We start from the raw sequence: 24920 nt of genomic DNA, 5'->3' as shown, positions 1-24920 counted from the left end.
GGGAAAGGCCCGCCGCCGAAGGGCTCTACAAGGAGGAATGGCCATGGTTGTTCACATGGGTTGGATTCTGTTCGGCTATGTGGTGGCGGCGCTGCTCGTTCACCTTTCTTACGGCAGGCTTCGGCGGCAAGCGCCGGAGGACTCCGGGGGAACGCACTATATTTTGGTTACGCGGAATCACGGGGACCAAATGGAGTGGTATTTAAGGGCTTTATCATGGTATGCGCGGATTCGTGGCGAGTCCGTTAAGGTGACGGTGCTGGACGATTATTCCCAGGATGATACCCGTAAGATCGTGCACAAGCTGCGGGATCAGCCGGGGATCGACTTGACGCTGCGGTCATGGCGAGCGTCGGGCGATTCGGGAAAAATCGGGTCGGGCACTCTGACAGGGGAAGAGACTCTGATTCATGTGGATCTTCGCAAGCCGCAGGAGGCGGCGAAAATTCCCTATGTCCAGGTATAATTCAATAATTTACAGAGGATATGAGTTAAAGGTGTGAAGCACACTCTTTCAGGCGAAAGGCCGGGGAGTGTGCTTTTTTGCGTTTATGCCCATTTATCCGTATTTTTGACTTTTACAATCCGGAGTAACTTGAGAGTGAAGTTTGAAAGCGACTACATTCAGAATGAAATGTTATCTAAAAGAGAGGGGAACCAAATGAAAGCAGGATTGTATGCCGTAAGGGGGAAGCAAGCTTGGACTTTATGGGTCACTTTGGATTTATGTACCGACCTTGATTGGTGGTCCAAAAGATTGGAGGAGGCGGGAGGCCGGTTTAGTGCGGCCGAGGGAGTATTTCAGATCTCATCCGCAATGCCTTTGGGATGGGCTGTGACGCTTAGGGACGATTTCGGTCATCGTCCGGGGGCGGAGTTGGATCGTTGGTCGGACCGTGATTGGCTCCGGTACATGGAGGGAGTTCTAGGCGCGGAACTGCTGGCGGAACGAACGAAGGTCGTGATTGGCGGAGGACAAGGCGTGCCGATGGGGATCCGTTCGCTGGGCGAAGCGGCGAACTTGAAGTGGTTGTGGGTCCGAGGGCGGGGATTTACGGCCTCGGGGGCGGCCCTGCTGCGCGGGCGGGACTTCCCCGCAGCGGGGCCGCTTGAAGCGTCGCGACTCGCCGACGCGCTGGCTGGGCGGTCGCTGCTGGAAGCGGAGCTCCAGCAACTGTTGGCGGAACGCCTGCCGGAGCTGGGCCCGGCCTGGCGCTCCGCGCTGCAGCACGCGCACCTGCAGGGGCGCGTGCAGCTCACGTCGGGCGTCGCGCGAGCGGACGCCCGAGGCGGGCCGGCCCGCCCGCTGGTGCGGCGGGCCCCGGAGCTCCGCTGCCGGCGCTGCGGCAGCGGGGTGCACCGTCGCACGCCCTGCGGGTCGTGCGGCTGCGGCGGCTGCGCCTACTGCGAGGCCTGCTTCGCGCTGGGGCGCAGCCGCTCTTGTGCGCTGCTGCTGCGCGGCAGCAGCGCCGAGGTGCCGCCCGCCGCAGGCGGTGGCACGGGGTGCCCCACCGGGTCCCTGCTGGACCGGTGGGGCCTGAGCCCGGCGCAGCGCGAAGCGGCCGCCGCCGCGCTGCGTTTTTTGGCGCAGCCGCCGGAACCGGCTGCGCCAGCCCCCACGGCCGCCTCCCCCGAGGCCGGCGGCCCGCTGCGCGTCGCTTGGTCGCGAATCGGTATCCCGATTCTTGGCCGACTGCTGCCGCGCCGCGCGGCTCCGTCCGGGCCGACGCCGGGACCGCCGCGATTTCTGCTCTGGGCGGTGACCGGTGCGGGCAAGACGGAGATGATCTTTCCGCTGCTCCGCTACAGCCTGGACCGCGGCGGCAAAGTACTCGTCGCGACGCCGAGGCGCGACGTCGTCCTGGAACTCGGTCCGCGAATCGCCAAGGCTTTCCCGGAAGTGCCCACCGCCGTGCTTTACGGGGGGAGCCCGCAGCGCTGGGCGGAGGCCAAGCTGGTTCTGTCGACGACCCACCAGCTGATGCGGTTTTACCAGGCTTTTGATCTGGTCATTATCGATGAGATCGACGCCTTCCCGTACCACAACGACCCGATGCTCGCGTATGCCGCAGCGCAGTCCTGCAAGCCGTGCGGCCGGTTTGTTTTTCTCTCGGCTACGCCGCCGGCTCGCTTGGAGCGTGAGGTTCGGAGCGGCAGCCTGCCCCATGCCAAGGTTCCGGCGAGGTTCCACGGTCACCCGCTACCGCTGCCCGTGCGGATCGGCATGAAGCCGGTCGATGTTTGCCTGCGTAGGGGGGAGCTGCCCAAGGCCTTGCTTGCTGCTTTGGAGACGTCGATGCAAAGAGGCGCGCAGATTTTTGTTTTTGTGGCGCGGATTCGCCATATTGAACCTGTCGTAGCTCTTTTGCGGAAGCATTTCTCAGCGGTGGCCGTTGAAGGGACGTCATCGCAGGACAAGCAGCGAGGTGACCATGTGCTCGAATTCCGCGCCGCCCAAACCCGAATTCTGGTAACGACCACCATTTTGGAACGTGGCGTAACCATACCAAAGAGCGATGTATACATATTGGATGCAGACAGTGAACTGTTCGACGAGGCCTCGTTGGTGCAAATGGCGGGGCGGGCGGGAAGGTCCAAAGACGATCCCAAAGGGCGAGTCGTGTTCGCCTCTCCAGAATGGACCCGTTCGCAAAAGGGAGCCGTCCGTCAAATTCGCGAGATGAATGAAATGGCGTATAAGCATGGTTTTTTAAAAGAAGATGAGGAGGTTGTTTAAAAATGAAAGATACGTCTTGTGCCTGTAAGGAGATGCAACGTCTTACCCGGCTTAGAAATCATCGGGTATGGCCCGTTAAGGAATGCGGAAAAAACGCGGGGGTGTTGTCCGAGCAGTTGAACAATTGGGGACGTGGTGAGGGACGGCCGGGGCTGGTAAATGAAGCGTCTTCCGTATCCTATGCCGGCATCAACTGGAGCATGGCCAAGGAGGCGGTGCTGTCTCCATTGCATAATTTGCTCGCTCCTCCCGGCCTTCCCTGTCTGACCTGCGGCAAAATGATCTCGGGCAGCGAAAAAGGCTATCCGGAGATTTGCTCCTCCTGCTACGCCTCCATCCCTTGGATCAGGAACTTGAAATGCGCGGCCTGCGGCCGCCCGGTAGGCTGTCCGGATTGTACCCGTGAAGGGGTCCCGGCGCGGAATTTTGTGCTGAACCGCAGCGCGGTCGCTTACAATGCCACGATGCGGGAATGGCTTGCCCAGTATAAGTTCAGAGGCAACGAGGCGCTGGGCCCTGTTCTCGCGCGCATGGCCGGATTTGCCGCGCAGCGGATGCTTCGGGAGTTAAGCGAAAAAAACGGCGGGACAAGCCGCTTCCGCTTCGACGCCGTTACCTTTGTGCCGGTCAGCGAGGACCGGCTGATGGAGCGCGGGTTTAATCAGGCGAGAACGCTGGCGTTAGAGGCGTCCGCCATCCTCGGTTCTCCGCTGCTCCCTCTGCTTGAGCGCATCCGTCACACCGAGAAGCAGAGCTTCAAAAGCCGCTGGCAGCGTCTGCGCGACCTGCAGGGCATCTTTTGCCCCGCGGACAACGCATGGGATTTGCTCCAACCGGCGCTTTACCGCTCTGTCGCCAAAACTTTTCCACGGTCCGTTTTTTCATGGCATGACGCTATGATCGCTGAAACCTCCGAAGCAAGGCCGGTCCGGCTGCTGTTGGTAGACGATGTCTATACTACCGGGAGTACGGTGGATACCTGTGCGGGGCTGCTCCGCGAATTATGTGAATACTGGGGGCGTACGGCGGAAGTGTATTGTCTTACTTGGGCGAGATCCTAGTGTCCCTTCAGATATCGTAGTAGGAGATAAATCGTATTTAACCCACTGAGAACAAGAGGCCTGGCGCACTTTCTGATTTTTCCAAATCCAAAAAGATGTAAATCTGCAGGTATTTTAGGCTGGTCCCGGGGGGATTCGGAAAAAAGATGCAAATCTGCAGGCATTTCTGGCGATTTTAGAGAAACGAACCGATTTCGTCGAAAATTCCTGCAGAATTGCAGGAATTTTGAAAATATTGTTCCAAACAGAAAAAAAACATGCACATATGCAGGAATTCAGGTTACCAAGGCTGACTAATGGAGCACGAGACCCGAGAAAATGGGAATATTTTTAAAACCCATGGACGAACTTCCCTAAATAAGGTAATCTAACAGCATAACGTAATATTGAAAGGACGAACGGTCGAATGGCTCTAAATGTAGAAAATTGTCCGCGCTGCGGAAGGCTGTTTGCCAAGAATTTTAAAGATATCTGTCCGGTTTGCATTAAGGACATCGAGAAGGAATACGAGAAGTGTCTTGAATACCTGCGCCAGGAGAAGACCGCGACGATTCAGGAGGTTTCCGACGCTACGGAAGTTTCGGTTCGGCAGATTACGAAATTTATTAAAGAAGGTCGGATTTCCATCGCCAATAATCCGAATATGATGTATCCCTGTGAAGTTTGCGGTGTGCTTATTCGTGAAGGCAATATGTGCGATGGGTGCCGGGGACGGCTTACCCGGGATTTGACGGCCGCTGCCCGGGAAGAAAGGAAAGCCGGTGAAGAGGGGAATAAAACCGGCGGAGCTTACGGCGTTATCGACAAATTCCGTGGTCCTTCGAGATAAAAACCCCGAAAGTTTGGCATAATATTCTTTATAATCCAACGGTTCGCTATTAAATATGATTCAATCCACGCCGATAAACTTAGTAAAGATTATCGGCTTTTTTATTTGGAAAGAAAGGTGGAGCCCTTATGAAAATCAATGAGACCGGACGGCTTGGTGCCATAAATAATTATCAACGGCAAGTGGATACGTATCGAAAAGACGCTGACAATAAGACCCGCCGCAAGGACGAGGTATCGATCTCCACGGAAGGAATGGAGATGCTCAAAGCTCAGGGCAACGTTCAGGACTCCGCTCGCGCGGAGCGGATCGCCGAACTGAAATCCCAGGTTTCCTCGGGAACCTATCATGTGGACGCCGGTAAGCTGGCGGAGAAGCTCGTTCCGTACTTCAAGTCTTTTACCGATAAATAATAGGGGGCGGCTATGGAAGTTCAAAAATTAATCGATGGTCTCACCCAAATGGATGAGCTCCATGTCAAGTTGCTGGAAATTATGGAGCAGAAGAAACAATCCATCCTGAACCGGAACTACGAAGAACTGGTGGGGACCCTGTCGAGGGAGTCGAAGTTGGTCAAAGTTATTGAAGAGAGCGAGAAGGAGCTTTTGGCCGCGGCGCAGGAATTTTTGCAATCCAAGGGCATTAAATCGCGGCTTGAACTGACGATTTCGGAAATTCTCCGACTGGTGTTCGACCCCGAAGAGAAGCGGGCACTGGATGAGGCAAGAGTGAGATTAGGGAAGCGCTTGGTGGAATTGAAGCACGCGAACGCTTTGAATCAGGATTTGATCACACAATCGCTGTCCTTCATCGATTTTTCTTTGAACCTGATGATCGGGGGAGAGGACGATGGAGCGACTTACTCCCCTCCTCAGGGCCAGGACAGAAAGCCTGCAACGAGAAGTATGTTTGACACGAGAGCATAATTATTACGAAACGTTAAAGGAGAACTGCAGATGACCTCCACTTTTCATGGCATCGAAACGAGCAAGCGCGCTCTGTTTGTAAATACCGTATCAATGCAAACGCTGGGGCATAATATCGCCAATGCCAACACTGAGGGATACACGCGGCAGCGGGTGAACCTGAGAGAGGCCAACCCGATCTGGGCGATGGGGATGACGAAGAGCCAGCAGCCCGGACAATTGGGAACCGGTGTCGAGTATACGAGCATTACGCGGATTCGGGACAGCTTCCTGGATACCCAATTTCGGCGCGAGAATCAGTTGCTGGGTTCCTGGGAAATCCAGAACGCCAGTATGACCGCCATCCAGAATATCTTGAACGAACCATCGGGCAGCGGGCTTAGCGCGGTGATGGACGATTTTTGGAATTCGTGGGAAACATTGAACCGGGATCCTTCCTTGCTCAGCGCGCGTGTGGCTGTAGCCGGTGCGGCCAGCAACATGGTGGACACGTTGAAACATATCAGCGAGGCTTTAACCAACCTGACGAATGACTTGAACAACAACATCGATAAGAAGGTAATGGAAGCCAACAATATCGTTGAAAATATCGCAAGATTGAATGTGCTGATCCGCGACAACGAGAGCTTCGGCGATAACGCCAACGACTATCGGGACCAGCGCGATTTGCTGCTGGATAAGCTGTCGACGATTGTAGATGTCCAGTATGTCGAGGACGAGAATGGTATGGTTAGTATCATCTCCGCCGGTGCGAATGTATTGGAAGGCGAGAACGTTACGCCTCTGACTGCGGCGAACGCCGCCACGGCTACCGCTGGGCAACTTCACGGATACACACGGTCCCTTCAAGAAACCGATCTGATCCGCAACCAGTTGAACGGTTTGGTGGGCACTATGGTAACGGGCGAAGTTAAGGTGACCTTGAGTAACGGTTATATTACTACGAATAATATGGTGGCCTTAAACGATGTGACGGTGGATGGATTGGGCGTCATCCCTGCGGGCCAATCTATTCCGGCCGGGTCAAAGATTACGTCTTCCATGGATGTCATGGTTAAAGGTTTTAATGGACTGCATCAATTGGGATATACCTTAACGGAACCGACGACCTCCGGCATTCCTTTCTTTACGTCCGCTAGCGGCAATTTTACAATCGACAGCATTCAAGTGAATCCGGAAATTCTGGCGGACACGAATAAAATTGCCGCATCCTCGCAGTATGAGACCGTGAACGGCGTAAACAAAGTTATTCGCGGGAACAGCGACGTGGCCAACGCATTGGCGAGTATGCGAGACGCGATCTTTACTTTCCCAGATGCGCTTACCTCCATGTCCCAGGGATCGACGGATGATTATTTCCGCGCGTTGACGGCCGATCTCGGGATTCGGGCCAGCAATACGGAACGGAACCATCAGAACGAACAAACGATGACCGACAATTTGCAAATGCAGCGTCAATCCGTGAGCGGGGTTTCCATGGATGAGGAACTGGCGGATATGATTCGTTTTCAGCAAGCGTATAATGCGGCCGCCCGGAATATGACCACCGTCGACGAAATGCTGGATCGGGTAATCAATCAGATGGGACGGGTAGGGTTATAAAATCAAAGTTAGCTGACTAGCTTTATGAAGGAGGTTCATCCATGCGCGTAACAGGCATGATGCAAAATATTCAGCTTTTGAAAAACTTACGCAACATTAATACGTCCATGACCACGGGGCAGCAGCAGTTGGCTACCGGTCAAAAAATCAGCAAACCGAGTGACGATCCGATCGGCACGGGATATCAAATGCGTTATGACACGGACCTTGCGCGGAGCGAGGAGTTTCTGACGAATGCCAAGACGGGTTCGGAAATCCTGAAAACGATGGATTCCTTGCTGCAGCAGGCTTCGGATGTTTTGAAACGTGCGCGTACGTTGACCATGCAAGCGGCTAACGGAACTTATGCTCTTGAACAGAGACAAACCATTGCCGCTGAAATTAAGCAATTGAAAGAACAGATGGTGACGATCGGTAACAGTACCTATAACGGAAGATACCTGTTTAATGGACAGAAAACGGATCAGGCGCCATACACAGCTGCTGGAGCAGCCGGCGAAAACACGGATCCGGGATTGTTTTACCTGAATGTGAGTCCTTCCGTAAAGGTGCCGGTTAGTATAACGGGTGAAGTTGTATTCGGAGCTGCCGGGACGGACAACGTATTTAAAGTGTTGGATGATCTTGCTACTGCTCTTGATACGGATAACCGTACTGGTATAAGTGCTGCATTAGAGAAGATTGACGCATCGGCGGACCGTTTATCGGTAAGCTGGGCGGAAATCGGGGCCCGGATGAATCGGTTTGAGCTGATGGAGAATCGGATTTCCGATGATCAAGTCAGTTTGAAAGAGCAGCGTGCGCATGTGGCCGATGTAGATGTTCCTACCGCGATTATTGATCTAAAGTCCAAGGAGACGGTACTGCAGGCCGCTCTTTCAACGGGAGCAAGAATTATGCAGACCTCGCTTGTTGACTTCCTGAGATAATTGGTGAGGCTGCAAAGCGAAGGAGGAAATATGCCAGGGATTCAACCTATGCTGTCAAGTGATTGGGGAGCTTATCGCCCAGCTGAATTAAATATTCGGATGAAATCGGCCGAAATGGAGACGGATTGGACAAGCGTATTTAACGATCTGGAATTAAAGCGACCGATGACATTAGGCAAAGAACTGGAACAACAAGCCCGTACCCAGGCGATTCAAAATGTAGCTATTAAGGCGCAAGAAGGTGACCGGATGATGAATATAGCCGCCGGGGAGAAAAATGTCTTCGGACGAATCGCTCATGACCGTTACATGCGCAACGGCCAAAAGGAAGTGACGGTTGAGGCCATTCCTCACCAGGGCGTTGTGATAGATTTTCGTATCTATCCACCCGAAATTTCGATTGATCCGAGAGGGGCCCTTCCAAAATGAAAAAATTGCATAGTGAGGCATATGGAATGCTTGAAGTTGAAGACAGCCAGATCTATCTGTTTGAATCGGGAATTCTGGGAATTCCCGATATCCGGCAGTATGCCCTGCTTCCGATGGAAGGCACTCCTTTTTTCGTTCTGCACGCGCTTGAAGAAGAAGTCAGCTTTATTTTGCTGCCATCGCACGAAGCTGTGGAGGATTATAGCTTCCGCATCACCGATGAGACCATCGGGTTCCTTGAACTGATATCACCGGAAGATGTCGGGGTTATGTTAATTGTGAACATCAATCAGGACGAGCTCTATGTTAACCTGATGGCTCCGATACTCCTCTCTCCGCATTCCCAGAAAGGATGTCAATATATTATCAAGGATCAGGAGCTTCCGGTCCGTCATCCGTTGGTACCGAAGGGGGAAGCCTAAATGTTGGTGCTGAGACGAAAAGTCGGCGAGACGGTGATGATCGGCAGTGATATTCAAGTGCAAATTTTGGGGATCGAAGGGGATCAGATTAAGCTGGGGTTTTTGGCTCCCAAGGATGTACAGATTTTAAGGCAAGAATTATACGAAGGTATCGTTGCCGAGAATTTGGCAGCTAAGGAGCACACAAATCAATTACAACAAGAGCAAATCCTGAACCTGCTGAAAAATTTTAAAATGTAAATTCATTTTTAAGGCAGGTGGGTTTGGATGAATATCAACATGAATCGCGTGGATGGTAATATTTCGGACACCGTAAGATCAGTGGAACTCGGAATCAAAAAAAACGCTCCGTCCCTGTCAGACAACAGTGCTAACATCAATGAGCTGAAAGCGCAAAAGTTTTTAAAAGAGCAGCAAGAAGAACTTGAAAAGCAAGCCAAAAAATTAAACGAATCGATTGCGTCGACCGGTAAAGAGCTAAAGTTTAAATACAGCGATGAAGCCGAAGAATTGTATGTGGAAATCATCGATTCGAGGACGAAGGAGGTCCTGACCAGTCTCCCTCCGGAGTTTTTAATTGAACTGTCTGTGAAAATGAAGGAAATGATAGGAATGTTTTTCGATAAGAAAATTTAAATCACAGAAAGGATGGTACTTATGCCAACAGTTACGTTTCCCGGCTTGGCCTCGGGATTTAACTCGAAAGAATACATTGATGCGGTTATGAAAGCGGAGAGAATTCCTTATAACAGGCTCGAAGAAAAGAAGGAAATCACGACAGCTTATAAGGGCGTTTTTGACAATCTGAGAACTAAGTTAACTAAGTTTAAGGATGCTGCGGCGGATTTGAAACTAGTCGGCAGTTTTTCGGTAAACAATGCCACGGTATCGGATGCTACAAAAATGACGGTAACTGCGGGTGAGTCAGCTTTGGCAGGCAGCTATGCCATTAATGTGACTGATCTAGCTAAACAAGGGGTCTATCAAAGTAAAGTAATGCAACAGAATGCTGATATTAGCGGCTTAGTTGGTCAGAAAATTCAATTGAAAGTGTCGGATTCGGAAATTGCGGAAATTGAATTGACAGGTGCTAATATTGACGAAGTACTTAATAATTTGGCTAAAAGCATCAATAATAACACCAAATCCGGAGTTTCTGCTTCGATTGTGCAAACTTCCTCTACTGAAAAACGGTTGGTCCTTACCTCTAAAGAAACCGGTGTTGCTCATGAAATCAACTTTATGGAGCCTATCACGAATTGGAGTACATTGACTCCTGAAGATAGAAAACAGGTTTTGCAGCCGACGGGGGATCATCCTGTTATTTTTATGTCTAGCTCCGTGAAATCGGCGCTAGGATTCGATGCGGCTGATGCACATATCCAAGCAGCCAGCGATGCGCAATTGAAAATTAACGGGGTTTCCGTAAGCAGTGCATCCAATTCGGTTAAGGATGCAATCCCGGGTGTAACGATGCAATTGACCGCTACGGGAGAGTCAACGGTCAAGGTCAGCCAAGACACGGATAAGATCGTAAGCAAAGTGCAAGCATTTGTGGATGCCTATAATGATATTATTAAGACAATAAAAGCAAACACACCTAAATCCAGTAAGAATAGTGACGGGTCCTTAACACTAACCTTACAAGGCGATTCAACTTTAAGAACACTCCGTAATGAGCTTGGTTCTTGGATGGACAGCATTGTAGGGGATGTCCAAGGTTTTAAACTGCTAAGCGATATTGGGCTGGAAGTGGATAAGGGCGTTAAAACTGCTGCGTTAATGACTGGTGAAATTAAGTTTGATACCGAATTGTTTAAGAGTAAGCTGGCCGAGAATCCGGAAGCCGTTCAAAAGATGTTCACGGCTAGTACAACTAAAGGGGATGCAGTTGATGGGATAGGTGCCATTTTCGAAAATAATCTCACCCCCTGGACCCGGAGTACCGACGGCTATATGGCGTCACGAATTACCGCGTACGAATCCGATATAAAATTTATGACAGAACAATTGGACAATATGGATCTGAGATTAAAAAAGAGACAAGCGACACTGGAAAGTAAATTTGTGAACTTGGAAAAAGTGATGTCAGGTTTAAATAATCAATTGACGTGGATTAAGGGTCAGGTAGCATCTCTGACTAAATCTTCATCATCCAATTAATGGGAGTTGGAGCTAGTGGCTTTTAACACAGCAGGTTACCAAGCGTATCAGAAGAATAAATACCAGACGGCTTCCCCTCATAGGTTAACATTAATGCTTTACAATGGGGCCATCCAATTTGCTGGTCAGGCCAAGGCAGCTATTCAGCAAAATAATATCGTGGATACAAATACTTATATCCAGAAGACCCAGGATATCATCTATGAGCTGATCTCTTCTCTTAACATGAAAGAGGGAGGGGAAATTGCACGAAATTTGCGTCAATTATACTTTTATATGATAAACAAGCTAATTGACGCGAATATAAAAAAACGTGTTGATTTTATTGAGGAAATTATAGGTCTGCTGAACGAGCTAAGAGAGGCTTGGGACCAGATTGGAAAAGGAGGCACACTTGGACAATCTTGAGTCGGTGACTTCACTGTTGGTGGAACGAAAAAGTCTGTATGGCAAGCTGCTGCAATGCTCCAGAGCACAGCTTGGCCTGTTTGACCGGTTAAGAAGTGAAGAGGAACTCCCTGCCGAGTTCCTGGAATTACAGGACCAGTGGGAGAGTACTTCGTCAGATATTAATGAGATACAGAAGAAACTGGATGAAATGGCACCGGAAATGGGTATTCAAGACTCGGAACTGGTAGAGATTATGCAAGAGTGCATCGAAAATATGAGTCTGCTACAACAAAAGTTGACAGCCTACAAGGAGAGTTTAGGGGGCGACTTTCAAAATATCAGGGATCAGCGAACCCTGATGAACGCTTATTATGGTGGAGCCCGCAAAACACCTGTTTCATTTTATTTTGATGAAAAAAATTAAAAAAACTCTTCTAAAGACCTAAATAATTAGTTTCTTCTGCCGATATAAATAATAGGCCACAAGGATGTAGCCAATACAAACCAATCATGGAGGATGATTACGATGGGAATGTTTATCAACACTAACGTTGGCGCAATTAACGCTAACCGCAACCTGAACTTCAACAACACTCAAATGAGTAAAACGATGGAAAAGCTGGCTTCCGGCTACCGCATCAACCGCGCTGCTGACGATGCTGCCGGTCTTGCAATTTCCGAAAAAATGATTTATCAAATCAATGGTTTGAACCAAGCTCAGCGTAATGCTCAAGACGGTATCTCCCTTTTGCAAACGGCTGAAGGTGACTTGACTGAAGTTCACTCCATGCTGCAACGTTTGAACACGCTGGCTAACCAATCTGCGAACGGTACTTATCAATCAGAAGACCGGAAGAATCTTGACGCGGAAGTTAAAGAATTGCTTAATGAAATCAACAGAATTACGGACAACTCCAATTTCAACGGTGTCAGCTTGCTGAAAAGCGGTAGCGCTAAAGTTTCTTTCCAAATCGGCGTAACTAAAGCTGAAACACTGGATGTAACTTTGTCTGCGAACGGTGCAAGCGCTCTGGGAATTAAGGACATTAAGCTTGATACACAAACTGGTGCGAAATCTGCATTGGCGCTTATCAAGTCTGCCATTTCCACAGTTTCGACTAACCGTGCCGCTCTTGGTGCTTACCAAAACCGTTTGGAACACACCATCAACAGCTTGGGTGTAACTTCCGAGAACCTTTCTGCTGCTAACTCTCGTATTAAGGATGCTGATATGGCTACAGAAATGACAGCATTCACGAAGAACCAAATCTTGGTTCAAGCTGGTACAGCAATGTTGGCTCAAGCTAACTCTGCACCACAAGCAGTGCTTAAATTGCTCGGATAATAAAGTGATTTGTAAAATAAAGGATCCCCTTCAACGGGGGTCCTTTTATTTTTTCTATACAGAAAAGTTTAAACTACGCCGATATAATTAGTATACTTAGAAGAAGGTGATTACATTGATTTTTTATGTTGATGGTAATAAAAAGGCGACTTTAAACCCTTCAATAGAAGAACTGGACAAATGGTGGAGGCAAGAAACCGCTGAGATTTACAGTGGAGATAGATTGATTCATTATGTGGAGGTGGACGGACAAAAACTTTATAGCAGCTATGAACAGTTCATTGTTAACAATATTAATATAATAGAGAAGATTGATATTAATACAATATCCCTTTTGGAAAGTATAGATGATACGGAAATCTCCCTCAATAATTATTTAGTTAATTTTATTCCGGCAGTAAATGAGATCTCGGATTCTTTTTATGGGGATGTAAACGAAGAAGTGTGGCAAAAGTTTTCAGAAGTTATTCAAGGCTTGGAATGGATCATGCAGGCATTGCAGTTTGAACGTACGCTATATTTAAGATTGGGAAGCAGCGTGCCTGATTATCTTTCGGTAGTAGAAATACTCGAAAAAGCTTTGGGTGAACTTGAGCAAAGTATGAATAATCAAGATTATGTCTCGGTAGGAGATATATTACAGTACGAGCTAGCCCAAAATCTCCAAAGGTTTCAATTGAGAACAGCAAAGAGGGAACAAACATGAATGTATTCGAAAACAACATTAAGTTCTTTAAGCAAAGCTACCCTGATTTGCTACCGTTATTAAATGAGGAAGAAGAACAAAGAATTGGTTATAAGTACACGAAGACTTTAAATGATGAAGTGAATCTGATCGTAAAACAGGAAGGGAAAGATATACACCTCCATAGTAAATACAATGCAACAGAAGAAGCAAGGAAATGGCTAGCTTCGAAAAGAGAATTAAAAGAGGCTAATTTTATTCTTCTATTTGGTATGGGGATGGGTTATTTCTTAGAGGCTGTTTTGGCATTGTCCCATATTAATAATATTGTTATTTATGAACCCGACAGACAAATTTTTCGTAAATTAATAGAATCCAGAGACATTACCAAGTTGTTTTCAAACAAAAAAATAAAGGCTATTGCTGTGGGGGCTGATGAGTTTATCAGGCTACAGCTTGCTTACCATATTTCAGAAAATGTGAGTGAGTCATTCTTAGTATTAGCCCCTCCCGTGTATCAAAAGTTATATGCAACCTTTTTGGAGGAACTAACCGGGCATATCAAAGAAGCCTTTGCTAATCAAATTACAAACTTTCATACGTTACAAAGCTTTCAAACCGCATGGTTGGAGAACGTGTTATTTAGTTTACCATATACTTTAGCTTATCCAACTGCTTCCTTTTTAAAAAACGCATTCGAAGATTGCAAAGTAATAATTGTTGGGTCCGGACCTTCGCTAAAAGAAGATATCCACTATTTGTCTGAACTAAGAGATAAGTGTTTTATTATAGCCGCAGGATCAAGTATACAAGCATTACAGCATTACGGAATTAAGCCTCATTTAGTCATATCAATAGACGGTGGGCTACCGAATTACAAAGTATTTGAAAATGTGGATACTACTCAAGTTCCACTACTTTTTATATCTCAGATTCATTATGGAATTTTAGATATTTATAGGACTAACATGATGTATGGTATGTTCAATAATAAATTAAGCTCTTATTTATATGAGGATAAAGATGTCCCTGTTTTCGTATCCACGATGTCAGTAACGGGAACTGCTATACAGGTTGCCAAGTACGTTGGTGCCAAAGAAATAATATTAATGGGGCAAGATTTATCATATCCTAAAAAAGAATTTTACAGTCCTGGGGTTAATCATATTTCACAAGAAACCAAAGATATAGTTTTACAGTCAGCCCAATTATGGGTGGACAATGTTGACGGAGATCAAAATCCCACAACAGAAAGTATGCTCTCCACCTTAAAAGATATAGAAATGTTGATTAAAGTAGTTAACTTGGATGAAGTTAACATCATCAACACTTCTAAGCATGGTGCAAAGATCGAAGGAACTTTGTGGGAGTCGATGGATAAACTTTATAAGGAACTACTTGAGCTTCCGTCAAAAAATTACGACAATATTTTTGAAGCGAATCAGTCTAACCCAAATTATCTAGTTGAAACTACTAAGATTATAAACAAGCTCAATCAGAGTCTTAAAGAAACCAATAAGATTAGTAAAAAAATAATTGAATTGAAAGAAGCAATAGATAAATTAAGCAGCAAAAGGGGGAATTCCAAGGATTTAAATCGGGCTCTACTGAAAGTAAACGATAGTTGGAAATGGATCACTAATAAAGAGGTATTTAAGACATTTTATTCTTTTTCCCTAGAACAATACATTAATATTTATCTAAGATACGTTCCGACAATTGTAGAAACACAGGATCCTTATAAAAAGTCGGCGTTGATTGTTAAGCATTTAGGGAGCCTTTTAACCAAGATTATCGAATTTACTCCACACTTGATTGTAATTTTGGAAAATGCTATAGCTCGTTTGGAAAAAAAACGCTTAAACAACTTGGGGGAACGAGATGACAGGATTTTTTAGTGGTAAAAAAATAATAATCGTTGGCGGCACAGGAACAATTGGCCAAAGCTTACTAAATAGTATTTTGGCTGATCACCCTCAGGTTGTTCGAGTTTTTAGTAGAGATGAATATAAGCAGTTTTTACTCCAGCAAGAGTATAAAGAGTTTACCAACATTCGATATCTTATCGGTGATGTTCGGGATTATAACCGACTGGAAAGAGCCATGCAGGACATAGACTTTGTATTTCATACTGCAGCCATGAAGCATGTGCCTGCTTGTGAATATAACCCGTTTGAAGCAGTCCAGACAAATATCATTGGCACTCAGAATGTAATTCAGGCCGCCCTGGCCTGCGAAGTTGAGAGAGTTGTCTTTACTAGTACCGATAAAGCAATTTCCCCTACTAACACTTACGGTGCTTCGAAGTTGATGGCGGAAAGGTTAATTACTGCCGCTCAATATCACGCAGGGTCCAAGAAAACCGTTTTTGCAGCTGTCCGATTCGGTAATGTAATGGGTTCGAGAGGCTCAGTAATTCCCTTATTCAAGCAGCAGATCAAAACGTCTCGTAAGATTACGGTAACCTGTAGAGATATGACCCGGTTTATGATGACACTGAGGCAAGCTACGGAACTTACCATGAAAGCAATGCAAATTGCACAAGGTGGAGAAACGTTTGTGTTAAAGATGCCGGTCGTAAAACTTATAGACTTGGCAGAAGTTATTATTCGGAATTATTCCACAACGTTAGGAATTGATCCGGATAGCATTAAAATTGAGGAAATAGGTTTTCGGCCTGGCGAGAAAATGTATGAAGAATTAATGACTGAGGAGGAATCTACTGGGGCTCTTGAAACCAGTGATATGTTTATTATAAGAAATTCTTTTCTCACACCTCAAAATTATTCAGGAGCAAGTCCAAGTACGAAAAAAAGTTACAGTTCCCATGGTTTACAACCTATTAGCGCTAATGAATTAAATGAGCTCCTGAGAGATCATAATCTACTAGACTGATATCAAACTGAGCGGCACAAAAGGGGTTACTTATGTTAAACGATAAAGTACTTAAAAATATATATGGTTTTTTTGAATTAAGTGATAAACCATCAGAAACGGAACTACAAGATTATTACAAAAATAAATACTATCAAGAATCGAAAAGCACTTATTCGAGGTCGTACAGTAATGAGGAAATTATATATTTCAATAACAAACTCGAACAAAAATATCATATTTTAATTGAGCAGGGGATATTGGACGCTACCAACAAGCGTTTTTTAGATATTGGGTGTGGAGAAGGTTGGGGGCTTAGCTTCTTTCAGAAGCGCGGCTGGAACGTAAAGGGATTAGATCATTCAGTCCATGGATGTAAAACTCATAATCCTGAAATGCTCAAATTCCTTGATGAGGGAGATCCTATTCAATCATTGAAGAGATTAGGGAGTGAAGGGCAAAGATATGACGTTTTGTGGCTGGATAATGTATTGGAGCATCTGATTGATCCCTTGGGCATGTTAGAATATTGTCTTGCATTATTATCCAATGAGGGACTCTTGGTTATAGAAGTGCCAAATGATTTTTCAGTGGTTCAAAAAGAACTGCTCTCGAATGGAAACGTAAAAGAACCATTTTGGATTGTAAGTCCTGACCACATATCTTACTTTAATAATGATGGATTAATTGAGTTATGCAAAACTGCAGGTCTAACTTGCGTTGATATGATCTCTGACTATGCTATAGACTTTGATTTATTTAATTCTTATTCAAATTACAAAATAAAACCAGAAGTTGGTAAGGAATCGCATAATGCTAGATTAAAGGTAGAGAATTTGCTTCATAATATCTCCATTGAAAAAACCAACAAACTCTATAGATTGTATGCAGAAATGGGAATTGGTAGGCAGATTACGGGCTTTTTCAAAAGAAGCGAGAAGGCGGTATAAAATGAGTAAAACAATAGGAAACGCAAAAAATGATGAAATTGAACGTAGAATCGAGGTTGCGAAAAGGCTAAGAAATTCAGATATACCAGACTCCGAGTTGCTTGATAATTTAGGTTTATACTTAAGAAGACCAAGCTTATCAAGAATATTATATATTCATGACCTATATAAGAAGATTATCAATGTCCATGGAGTTATTATGGAATTTGGAGTGCGTTGGGGTCAGAACTTGGCTTTGTATGAATCATTCAGAGGTATTTATGAACCTTATAATTATAATAGAAAAATTGTCGGTTTCGATACCTTTAGCGGCTTTATCGATGTTGGGCCAGAAGATGGAGGGTATGTAAAAGCGGGGGATTATTCCGTTTCTGATAACTATGAACTACAATTAGAGGAAATCTTGAATTTTCATGAGATGGAAAGTCCTTTGTCGCATATCAAGAAATATGAATTAATAAAAGGTGATGCTTCCGAGACAGTGAGTAAATATTTGAAGGAGCATCCCGAAACAATTATTTCACTTGCTTATTTTGATTTTGATTTGTATAAACCAACACGTGATTGTCTCGAGGCTATTATGGAGCACACTACTAAGGGAACGATCCTAGCATTTGATGAACTTAATTACTCAAAATTCCCGGGGGAAACCCAGGCTCTAAAAGAGGTTATTGGATTAAATACATTTGCTATTCAACGCAGTCCTCTTAATCCATTATGTTCATATATAGTAATAACTTAAAGGATGAATTTAATGAACATCACAGCCATTATTCAGGCCCGAATGGGCTCAACTAGATTACCTGGCAAGGTAATGAAAAGGTTAATTGATAAGTCGGTTTTAGGACATGTGATCACTCGATGTCAAGTTGTACCTTCAGTGAATCAGGTTGTTGTGGCTACAACCGTTTTAGACGAGGATGATGAAATTTGCCGGGAAGCTGAAAGATATGGGGCCTCTGTCTATCGTGGTAGCAAAGATCACGTGTTGAGCCGCTATTATGAAGCTGCCAAACTGGCGGGTGCGGATGTGGTAGTTCGTGTTACCTCGGATTGTCCATTATTAGATCCCAACATCTCTGATCAGGTAATTCGCCATTTCTTGCAACATAGTTATGATTACTCGAGTAGTGGTTTAAGTGGCACCTTTCCAAGAGGACTGGACACAGAGGTGTTTACTTTTGCTGCTTTGGAGAAGGCGTATCTAAATGCCCACAAAGAATATGAATTTGAGCACGTAACGCCGTACATCTACCAGCATCCGGAAATCTTCAACTACCACTCATATAGCAATCTGACGGATGAGTCCCGCTACCGAATAACTCTAGATACTCAAGAGGACTGGGAATTAATTCGTATTATATACGAGGAATTATATAAAGGAGCCCTTTTTTTCTGGCCGGATATAAGAGCGTTGCTGGAAGCTAGACCTGATCTAGTTCTTATTAATTCTGAAGTTGTTCAAAAAAAACTTGGTGAGTAACAAGATTGTCTGAAGGAAGTGAAGGTCCTATGAATGTTTTGATAACGAGTATTTCCAAGAAAATTCCGATGATTAAAGCCGTAAGAAAAGCACTTAACAAGATGGGGAAAGATAGCATATTATTCGGCATGGATACAGATGAAGAGTGCATTGGAAAGTACTTTGTTGATCGATTCTGGAATTGTCCTTCACTCAAAGAAATAACTCCGGAATCTTTCGTTGATTTTTGCAAAAAGCATCAAATCTCTTTCGTGTTACCAAGCAGGGATGGTGAGCTCACTTATTTCGCTAAGCATCAGAAGTACTTCCAAAAGTTTGGAATACATGTCATGATTTCCGATAGTGCGGCGATTGAGCGTTGTCTGGATAAATATCTATTTCACCTCACGCTGTCAGAAATGGGCTTTCCCTCTATCCCGACAGTGCTTCAACCAGAACCATGGATCAGGAAGTATGTTGTCAAAGAACGTTTTGGCTCTGGAGCAAGAAGCATGGGGATCAATCTCAATCAGCACTCGGCTAACCTGCATGCAAAAAAAATGGAGCAACCGATATATCAGCCATATATTGAAGGTACTGAGTATAGCGTTGACATGTATATGGATGCAAGAGGAAAGACCAAGGGAGTCGTTGTCCGAAAAAGGGTTCAAGTCAAGGGAGGGGAATCGCAAATTACTATTGCATGTGAAAATCCCCAACTAGAAAATATGAGTAGGGCAATCGCGGAAAAGCTGCAACTTCGAGGGCATGTGCTTTTGCAATTTATTGTAGACGCTCAAGAGCAGGTTCATGTCCTGGAATGCAATTGTAGATTTGGCGGTGCGTCTACACTTAGTATTGAAATGGGGCTTGATAGTTTCTATTGGTTTTTCTTAGAGATGCAGAATAAGCCAATAGATCATATTTCTTTTCAAAAATCAAACCACCCCAAAATGCTCATCCGTTACCCGGAGGATTATATAATATGAGTGTCAGAGTTTACGTTTTTGATCTGGATGATACATTGTATGAAGAGATTCAGTTTGTGCAGAGCGGGTTTCGAGCAGTTGCCGAATTTCTTTATAGTTCTTTTGCTATAGACCCAGAAAGGTCTTATAAAAAAATGCTTCAACTGCTCGAAAAAGAAGGACGCGGCGCGGTATTTAATGGAGTGTTGAAGGAGCATAATTTGTTGACCTCAAAAAACTTGAAAAAATGTATATCAGTATATAGAGGGCATACACCAGATATCAAGTTGTCTAATGAGGCGGAAATGGTATTGGACAGATTAAAAGGGAAACCGGTTTATATCGTAACTGATGGAAACAAGATCGTCCAGTATAACAAAATCAGAGCTCTTAAACTGGATCAAAGAGTGAAGAAGTGCTTTATCACTTATCGCTACGGTCGAATTCACTCGAAACCTTCTCCTTATTGTTTTCAAAAAATTGCCTTTGCAGAGAAAGCGGCATATGAAGAGATAGTCTATGTAGGTGATAACCCAAACAAAGACTTCGTTGGTATTAAGCCTCTTGGCATTAAAACTATTCAGATAAACCAAGGTGCTTTCTTTCGCTCCATTTTACCGGAAGAATTCCAAGCAGATTTTCAAGTGGATAATTTACTACAGATCTTTGAAGTCATGGAGAATTGGGAGAATAAAAATTGAAGACAATAGCTATGCGTACGGACGCCTCTTCGGAAATAGGTGTTGGTCATTTTATGCGTTGTATCAATCTTGCACGTATGCTGGAAGCTGGAGGTTTTCCAGTAAGGATGTTATTTATATGTAATGAGAATTTGCCAACAGATCTTACGAATCTATTATTAAATTATAAGTTTGAGTGGAGAGCTATTTTCAAAGACAATCACACAGGGATCGATTTGAACAATGATGTGGAGCAGACGATTGAAATCTTAAACCAAGAGGGAGTACAATGGATAATCGTTGATCATTATCAAATTGACGTGAAATGGGAACAGAGGGTTCGACCGCTTCTTGAAAAAATTATTGTTATTGATGACTTGGCGAATAGATTCCATGATTGTGACATCCTTTTAGACCAGAATTTGTATCCAAATTTTAATTCGAGGTATGATGCTCTAGTTCCCCTGCATTGTCAAAAGTTATTGGGTCCCGCCTTTTTGTTGCTTAAGCCTGAATACTATGCACAAATAAAGCAACCAAGAACTAGGGTGCGTAAAGTGATGGTCAATTTCGGAGGAAGTGATCCGACCCGCGAAATTGAAAAAGTCTTATCGGCAATTGAAAGTTTAGGGTCAAGGGGAGACAAACTTAAGTTTTACATTATTGCCGGGCCAGCTAACAAATATAAGGAAAATATCAAGTCTGTTTGTAATGGCCTCCCTAACGTCGAATATTTTGAAAAAGTAGAGATGGACCAGTTGCTTCAACAAGTTGATCTGGCAATAGGGGCTGGTGGGATTACGCTTTGGGAAAGATGCTGTATGGGAGTACCTTCAGGTGTTATCGCCATTGCCGATAATCAAATTGCCGCAGTGAAGGAAGCTGAACGTCTAGGGTTAATTTGGAACTTGGGGAAGTCGGCTGACGTAACATCGAATGACATTGAAGAATTTCTTATAGATAAAATAAGAAATCCAGAGATCATTGCTGAGAGAAGTCGGACATGTCTGGAATTTATGGACCCTCTAATCAAAAAAGGGGAGCATCCTCTACTCTCATTATTAAAGGAGGAATTCTAATGGAATTTCAAATTGGAAGCCGATGGGTTGGTAAAAATCACAAACCATTTATAATAGCAGAGATGTCAGGTAATCACAATCAGTCCCTGGAACGTGCACTGCAAATCGTTGATGCGGCTGCCGCCGCAGGTGTGGATGCTTTGAAACTGCAAACGTATACGGCCGATACAATGACTCTTGATATTCATGATGGGGACTTTTATATCGAAGATCCTAATAGTTTATGGAAAGGAAACTCCTTGTATCATCTTTATCAAGAAGCGTATACCCCATGGGAATGGCACAAGCCAATTTTTGAGCGTGCTGCTCAACATGGGATGTTGGCATTTAGTACACCATTTGATGAAACGGCAGTGGACTTCCTCGAGAGTCTTGACGTACCAGCGTATAAAATAGCCTCCTTCGAAAATACGGATATTCAGTTAATTCGTAAGGTAGCGGCCACAGGAAAACCGCTTATTATTTCTACTGGTATGGCCTCCATAGCGGAATTAGATGAAACTGTTCGTGAAGCGCGTTCTTCTGGATGTAGGAATTTAGTTCTGTTGAAATGTACAAGCACTTATCCGGCTGCCCCCGACAATACCAATATTCTTACACTTCCGCACATGGGAGATCTTTTTAAATGTTCAGTAGGGATATCCGATCATACAATGGGAGTTGGGGTTTCAGTAGCAGCAGTTGCTCTGGGGGCAACGGTTGTGGAAAAGCATTTTACACTACGTCGTGCTGATGGTGGGGTAGACTCTGCATTCTCCCTTGAGCCTGAGGAAATGGCTTCGCTTGTTGTTGAAACTGAGCGTGCTTGGTTATCGCTCGGAAATGTTTCTTATGGGGCAACAGAGAGAGAGAAAGAATCATTAAAGCACCGTCGATCACTTTATATCTCGCAAACTCTTAAGAAAGGGGACATTCTTACACGAGATAACGTGAAAGCCATTCGTCCCGGCCTTGGTTTGCCTACAAAATACTTGGATCAAATACTTGGAAGAGCAGTATCTTGCGATGTTAGCAAGGGGACACCGCTTACATGGGAGGTTATTTAGATTGACAAAAAATATCTTGCTTACAGGTGGCGCAGGCTTCATTGGCCGCTGGGTTGCTAAAAGTCTATTAGACGAGGGACATAATCTCTGGATCTTAGATGATCTCTCAAATGGGCGCGAATCTAATATTTCTAAACTGATGGAATACCCCAACTTCAAAGCGTTTGTCCGTGGAAGTATTTTAGACGAAAAACTGCTTGATGATTTGTTCACGGAAAATAAATTCTCAATCTGTTATCACCTCGGAGCATCTATTAACGTTCAAGACTCCATTGATGATCCGCGGACAACTTTCAATAATGATACGATCGGAACTTTCTATGTATTAGAGCAATGCCGTAAGCATAATACCAAGGTTGTATTTATGAGTACCTGTATGGTTTATGATCGTTGTAATGATGAAAGGGGGATTGATGAGAATCACCCTACCAAGCCAGCCTCTCCTTACGCAGGGGCGAAAATTGGGGCGGAGAACATGGTCCTTTCCTATTATTACGCATATGGTCTTCCTACAGTTGTTATTCGTCCATTTAACACCTACGGGCCATTCCAGAAAACGGGTGGTGAAGGTGGAGTAGTGGCCATCTTTATAAAGAATGACCTTGAAGGTAAAACTTTAAACATTTATGGTGAAGGCACTCAAACAAGAGACCTGTTGTATGTCGAAGATTGTGCCCGCTTTGTCGTCGCTGCCGGTTTTAATGACCGGGTAAATGGAGAAATTGTGAACGCCGGTCTAGGCCGGGATATCTCCGTGAACGACTTGGCTCTATTAATCGCAGGCGACTCCTCAAGGATCAGACATGTACCACATATCCATCCCCAGAGCGAAATTCAGAAACTCCTCTGTAATTCAGGGAAGGCAAAAGATTTACTTGGTTGGGAACCTCAGGTTTCGTTGGAAGAGGGGATAAAAAGAACAAGAGAATGGATCAGTGAAGGCGGGCTTGCTTGAGCCAGCCTTTCTCTTTAAAGGAGGGACTGAAATGGAAACGGGGAAAAGATCGAGCCTATTACCTTATGGCCAACAGTGGCTGGATGAAGATGATATTAACGCCGTAGTTGAGGTGCTTCGTGGAGATTTCATTACACAGGGGCCTGCTATTAAGGCATTTGAATCAAAGGTGGCAAAGTATGTAGGGGCTATGTATGCCGTAGCTTTTACCAATGGGACAGCGGCCCTTCACGGCGCGTGCTATGCAGCAGGCATAGGTCCCGGTGATGAAGTCATTACAAGTCCCATTACCTTTTTAGCTAGCAGTAACAGTGTTCTATATCAAGGGGGAACGCCGGTTTTTGCAGATATAGATATGCGTACTTATAACATTTCACCTGAGCAGATAGAAACTAAAATAACGGATAAAACCAAAGCAATTATTGCTGTTGATTTAACAGGTCAACCTGTAGAGGCTGATCGCATCTCCATGATCGCACGTGATCATAATTTAATCTTTATACAGGATGCAGCCCACTCTCTTGGTGCCAGTTATAACGGTCACAAGGTTGGGGGATTGGCAGACATGACCATGTTTAGTTTTCATCCTGTGAAACATGTAACTACTGGGGAGGGAGGGATGATTGTAACCAATAATATAGAGTTTTACCGGAAGCTTCTTCAATTCCGCAATCATGGGATGACAAGAGAACCTGATGAACTAACCCAAAATGACGGCCCATGGTATTATGAAATGCAGGCCCTAGGATATAATTATCGAATGACTGATATGCAGGCAGCCCTTGGCATCTCACAAATGGATAAGCTTGATTATTTTGTGGCTAGAAGAAGAGAAATAGCAGACATTTATAACGAAGAATTATCCAATATGGAGGGCCTGATTCTCCCATATCAGCTTGAGGGCACGCAATCCTCTTGGCATTTATATGTGACGAGGTGGGAAGCTAATTATTTTGATCGAAGCGAAGTGTTCCAAGCATTACGTAATGAAAATATAGGTGTCAATGTGCATTACATTCCCGTTTACAATCAACCGTATTATAAACAATTACCCTATTCCTTCGAGCCTTGCACTCACGCTGAAAATTACTACCGAACAGCTATTACAATTCCTTTGTTTCCCAAGATGACTGATGATGATGTTAGTAGTGTAATTGCAGCTGTGAAGAGTGTTTACCGAAGATATAAAGGTAAGAAGTAGCGAGAATATAATCAAGCGAATTGATTACATGGGAAGACAGAGTGATCAGTAGAATTCTCTCTTGCAGGGGATAACTAAAAGCCCAATAAGCGGCCTAAATCTAAAGGATTAGGGCCGCTTAAACTTTTTACAAAGATAGGAAGAACTCAGGCGATTAATTATATATACGGTGCCTACGTCTGCTTGA

The 24920-nt window shown here is 44.9% G+C and carries 28 protein-coding genes; all 28 read left to right on the top strand.

Going from position 1 to position 24920, the window contains the following annotated elements; translation table 11 throughout:
- Positions 1 to 43: 43 nt before the first annotated feature.
- The 28 genes from FRY98_RS14125 to pseC all read left to right on the top strand — a co-directional run bounded on the left by FRY98_RS14125 (position 44) and on the right by pseC (position 24733).
- Complete coding sequence (locus tag FRY98_RS14125) at positions 44 to 466, top strand: hypothetical protein (protein WP_148452937.1); 423 nt, start codon at positions 44 to 46, stop codon at positions 464 to 466.
- Positions 467 to 661: 195 nt separating this feature from the next.
- On the top strand, positions 662 to 2737 hold the full coding sequence (locus FRY98_RS14120) for a helicase-related protein (protein WP_148452935.1): 2076 nt from the start codon (positions 662 to 664) through the stop codon (positions 2735 to 2737).
- A 2-nt stretch (positions 2738 to 2739) separates the two neighbouring features.
- Positions 2740 to 3798 (top strand): ComF family protein, encoded by a 1059-nt coding sequence (locus FRY98_RS14115; protein WP_225039317.1) that lies wholly within the window; start codon positions 2740 to 2742, stop codon positions 3796 to 3798.
- A gap of 406 nt (positions 3799 to 4204) precedes the next feature.
- The gene (locus FRY98_RS14110; RefSeq protein ID WP_148452933.1) at positions 4205 to 4627 is read left to right on the top strand and encodes a TIGR03826 family flagellar region protein; all 423 of its coding nucleotides are present in this window, start codon (positions 4205 to 4207) and stop codon (positions 4625 to 4627) included.
- Between the two features lie 128 nt (positions 4628 to 4755).
- The gene (gene flgM / locus FRY98_RS14105; protein ID WP_148452931.1) at positions 4756 to 5040 is read left to right on the top strand and encodes a flagellar biosynthesis anti-sigma factor FlgM; all 285 of its coding nucleotides are present in this window, start codon (positions 4756 to 4758) and stop codon (positions 5038 to 5040) included.
- Positions 5041 to 5052: 12 nt separating this feature from the next.
- A complete protein-coding gene (locus FRY98_RS14100) occupies positions 5053 to 5553 on the top strand; it encodes a flagellar protein FlgN (RefSeq protein WP_148452929.1) in 501 nt (166 codons plus the stop codon).
- 30 nt (positions 5554 to 5583) lie between these two features.
- A complete protein-coding gene (flgK, locus tag FRY98_RS14095; protein WP_148452927.1) occupies positions 5584 to 7155 on the top strand; it encodes a flagellar hook-associated protein FlgK in 1572 nt (523 codons plus the stop codon).
- A 41-nt stretch (positions 7156 to 7196) separates the two neighbouring features.
- Entirely contained in the window at positions 7197 to 8084 is an 888-nt protein-coding gene (gene flgL, locus FRY98_RS14090; RefSeq protein ID WP_148452925.1) for a flagellar hook-associated protein FlgL, read from the top strand.
- Between the two features lie 30 nt (positions 8085 to 8114).
- Positions 8115 to 8513, top strand: coding sequence for a DUF6470 family protein (locus FRY98_RS14085; protein ID WP_148452923.1), 399 nt, complete (start codon positions 8115 to 8117; stop codon positions 8511 to 8513).
- 26 nt (positions 8514 to 8539) lie between these two features.
- On the top strand, positions 8540 to 8935 hold the full coding sequence (gene fliW / locus FRY98_RS14080; protein WP_225039316.1) for a flagellar assembly protein FliW: 396 nt from the start codon (positions 8540 to 8542) through the stop codon (positions 8933 to 8935).
- Positions 8936 to 9175 carry a carbon storage regulator CsrA gene (gene csrA, locus FRY98_RS14075; protein ID WP_148452919.1) on the top strand — a complete coding sequence of 80 codons (240 nt, stop codon included), beginning with the start codon at positions 8936 to 8938 and terminating at the stop codon, positions 9173 to 9175. It abuts the gene before it with no gap.
- Positions 9176 to 9202: 27 nt separating this feature from the next.
- Positions 9203 to 9571, top strand: a complete 369-nt coding sequence (locus tag FRY98_RS14070; RefSeq protein ID WP_148452917.1) for a flagellar protein FlaG — start codon at positions 9203 to 9205, stop codon at positions 9569 to 9571.
- A gap of 21 nt (positions 9572 to 9592) precedes the next feature.
- Positions 9593 to 11098, top strand: coding sequence for a flagellar filament capping protein FliD (gene fliD, locus FRY98_RS14065; RefSeq protein ID WP_170287092.1), 1506 nt, complete (start codon positions 9593 to 9595; stop codon positions 11096 to 11098).
- Between the two features lie 15 nt (positions 11099 to 11113).
- Positions 11114 to 11506, top strand: coding sequence for a flagellar export chaperone FliS (gene fliS / locus FRY98_RS14060; protein WP_148452913.1), 393 nt, complete (start codon positions 11114 to 11116; stop codon positions 11504 to 11506).
- Complete coding sequence (locus tag FRY98_RS14055) at positions 11493 to 11912, top strand: hypothetical protein (RefSeq protein ID WP_148452911.1); 420 nt, start codon at positions 11493 to 11495, stop codon at positions 11910 to 11912. The genes fliS and FRY98_RS14055 overlap by 14 nt, the downstream gene beginning before the upstream one ends.
- Positions 11913 to 12014: 102 nt before the next feature.
- Positions 12015 to 12833, top strand: a complete 819-nt coding sequence (locus tag FRY98_RS14050) for a flagellin N-terminal helical domain-containing protein (RefSeq protein ID WP_148452909.1) — start codon at positions 12015 to 12017, stop codon at positions 12831 to 12833.
- 115 nt (positions 12834 to 12948) lie between these two features.
- The gene (locus FRY98_RS14045; protein WP_148452907.1) at positions 12949 to 13539 is read left to right on the top strand and encodes a hypothetical protein; all 591 of its coding nucleotides are present in this window, start codon (positions 12949 to 12951) and stop codon (positions 13537 to 13539) included.
- Positions 13536 to 15416 (top strand): motility associated factor glycosyltransferase family protein, encoded by a 1881-nt coding sequence (locus tag FRY98_RS14040; protein WP_148452905.1) that lies wholly within the window; start codon positions 13536 to 13538, stop codon positions 15414 to 15416. The genes FRY98_RS14045 and FRY98_RS14040 overlap by 4 nt, the downstream gene beginning before the upstream one ends.
- Positions 15400 to 16413 carry a UDP-N-acetylglucosamine 4,6-dehydratase family protein gene (locus FRY98_RS14035; RefSeq protein ID WP_148452902.1) on the top strand — a complete coding sequence of 338 codons (1014 nt, stop codon included), beginning with the start codon at positions 15400 to 15402 and terminating at the stop codon, positions 16411 to 16413. Before FRY98_RS14040 ends, FRY98_RS14035 begins: the two co-directional genes overlap by 17 nt.
- Before the next feature lie 32 nt (positions 16414 to 16445).
- Entirely contained in the window at positions 16446 to 17342 is an 897-nt protein-coding gene (locus FRY98_RS14030; RefSeq protein ID WP_148452900.1) for a class I SAM-dependent methyltransferase, read from the top strand.
- Between the two features lies 1 nt (position 17343).
- Complete coding sequence (locus FRY98_RS14025) at positions 17344 to 18084, top strand: crotonobetainyl-CoA--carnitine CoA-transferase (protein WP_148452898.1); 741 nt, start codon at positions 17344 to 17346, stop codon at positions 18082 to 18084.
- A 12-nt stretch (positions 18085 to 18096) separates the two neighbouring features.
- Positions 18097 to 18825: a cytidylyltransferase domain-containing protein gene (locus FRY98_RS14020; RefSeq protein WP_148452896.1), complete on the top strand. Its 729-nt coding sequence runs from the start codon at positions 18097 to 18099 to the stop codon at positions 18823 to 18825.
- 29 nt (positions 18826 to 18854) lie between these two features.
- The gene (locus FRY98_RS14015; protein ID WP_148452894.1) at positions 18855 to 19793 is read left to right on the top strand and encodes an ATP-grasp domain-containing protein; all 939 of its coding nucleotides are present in this window, start codon (positions 18855 to 18857) and stop codon (positions 19791 to 19793) included.
- Positions 19790 to 20473 carry an HAD family hydrolase gene (locus FRY98_RS14010; protein ID WP_148452892.1) on the top strand — a complete coding sequence of 228 codons (684 nt, stop codon included), beginning with the start codon at positions 19790 to 19792 and terminating at the stop codon, positions 20471 to 20473. The genes FRY98_RS14015 and FRY98_RS14010 overlap by 4 nt, the downstream gene beginning before the upstream one ends.
- Positions 20470 to 21531, top strand: a complete 1062-nt coding sequence (pseG, locus tag FRY98_RS14005) for a UDP-2,4-diacetamido-2,4,6-trideoxy-beta-L-altropyranose hydrolase (RefSeq protein WP_148452890.1) — start codon at positions 20470 to 20472, stop codon at positions 21529 to 21531. Before FRY98_RS14010 ends, pseG begins: the two co-directional genes overlap by 4 nt.
- Positions 21531 to 22577, top strand: a complete 1047-nt coding sequence (gene pseI / locus FRY98_RS14000) for a pseudaminic acid synthase (RefSeq protein WP_211373304.1) — start codon at positions 21531 to 21533, stop codon at positions 22575 to 22577. The genes pseG and pseI overlap by 1 nt, the downstream gene beginning before the upstream one ends.
- A gap of 1 nt (position 22578) precedes the next feature.
- Positions 22579 to 23532 (top strand): dTDP-glucose 4,6-dehydratase, encoded by a 954-nt coding sequence (locus FRY98_RS13995; RefSeq protein WP_225039315.1) that lies wholly within the window; start codon positions 22579 to 22581, stop codon positions 23530 to 23532.
- 31 nt (positions 23533 to 23563) lie between these two features.
- A complete protein-coding gene (gene pseC / locus FRY98_RS13990) occupies positions 23564 to 24733 on the top strand; it encodes a UDP-4-amino-4,6-dideoxy-N-acetyl-beta-L-altrosamine transaminase (RefSeq protein ID WP_148452888.1) in 1170 nt (389 codons plus the stop codon).
- Positions 24734 to 24920 lie beyond the last annotated feature (187 nt).

The organism is Paenibacillus faecis, assembly GCF_008084145.1.
Lineage (GTDB): Bacteria > Bacillota > Bacilli > Paenibacillales > Paenibacillaceae > Fontibacillus > Fontibacillus faecis.
Note: the sequence above shows the minus strand (reverse complement) of the source record. Positions and strands in the feature narration are given on the sequence as shown.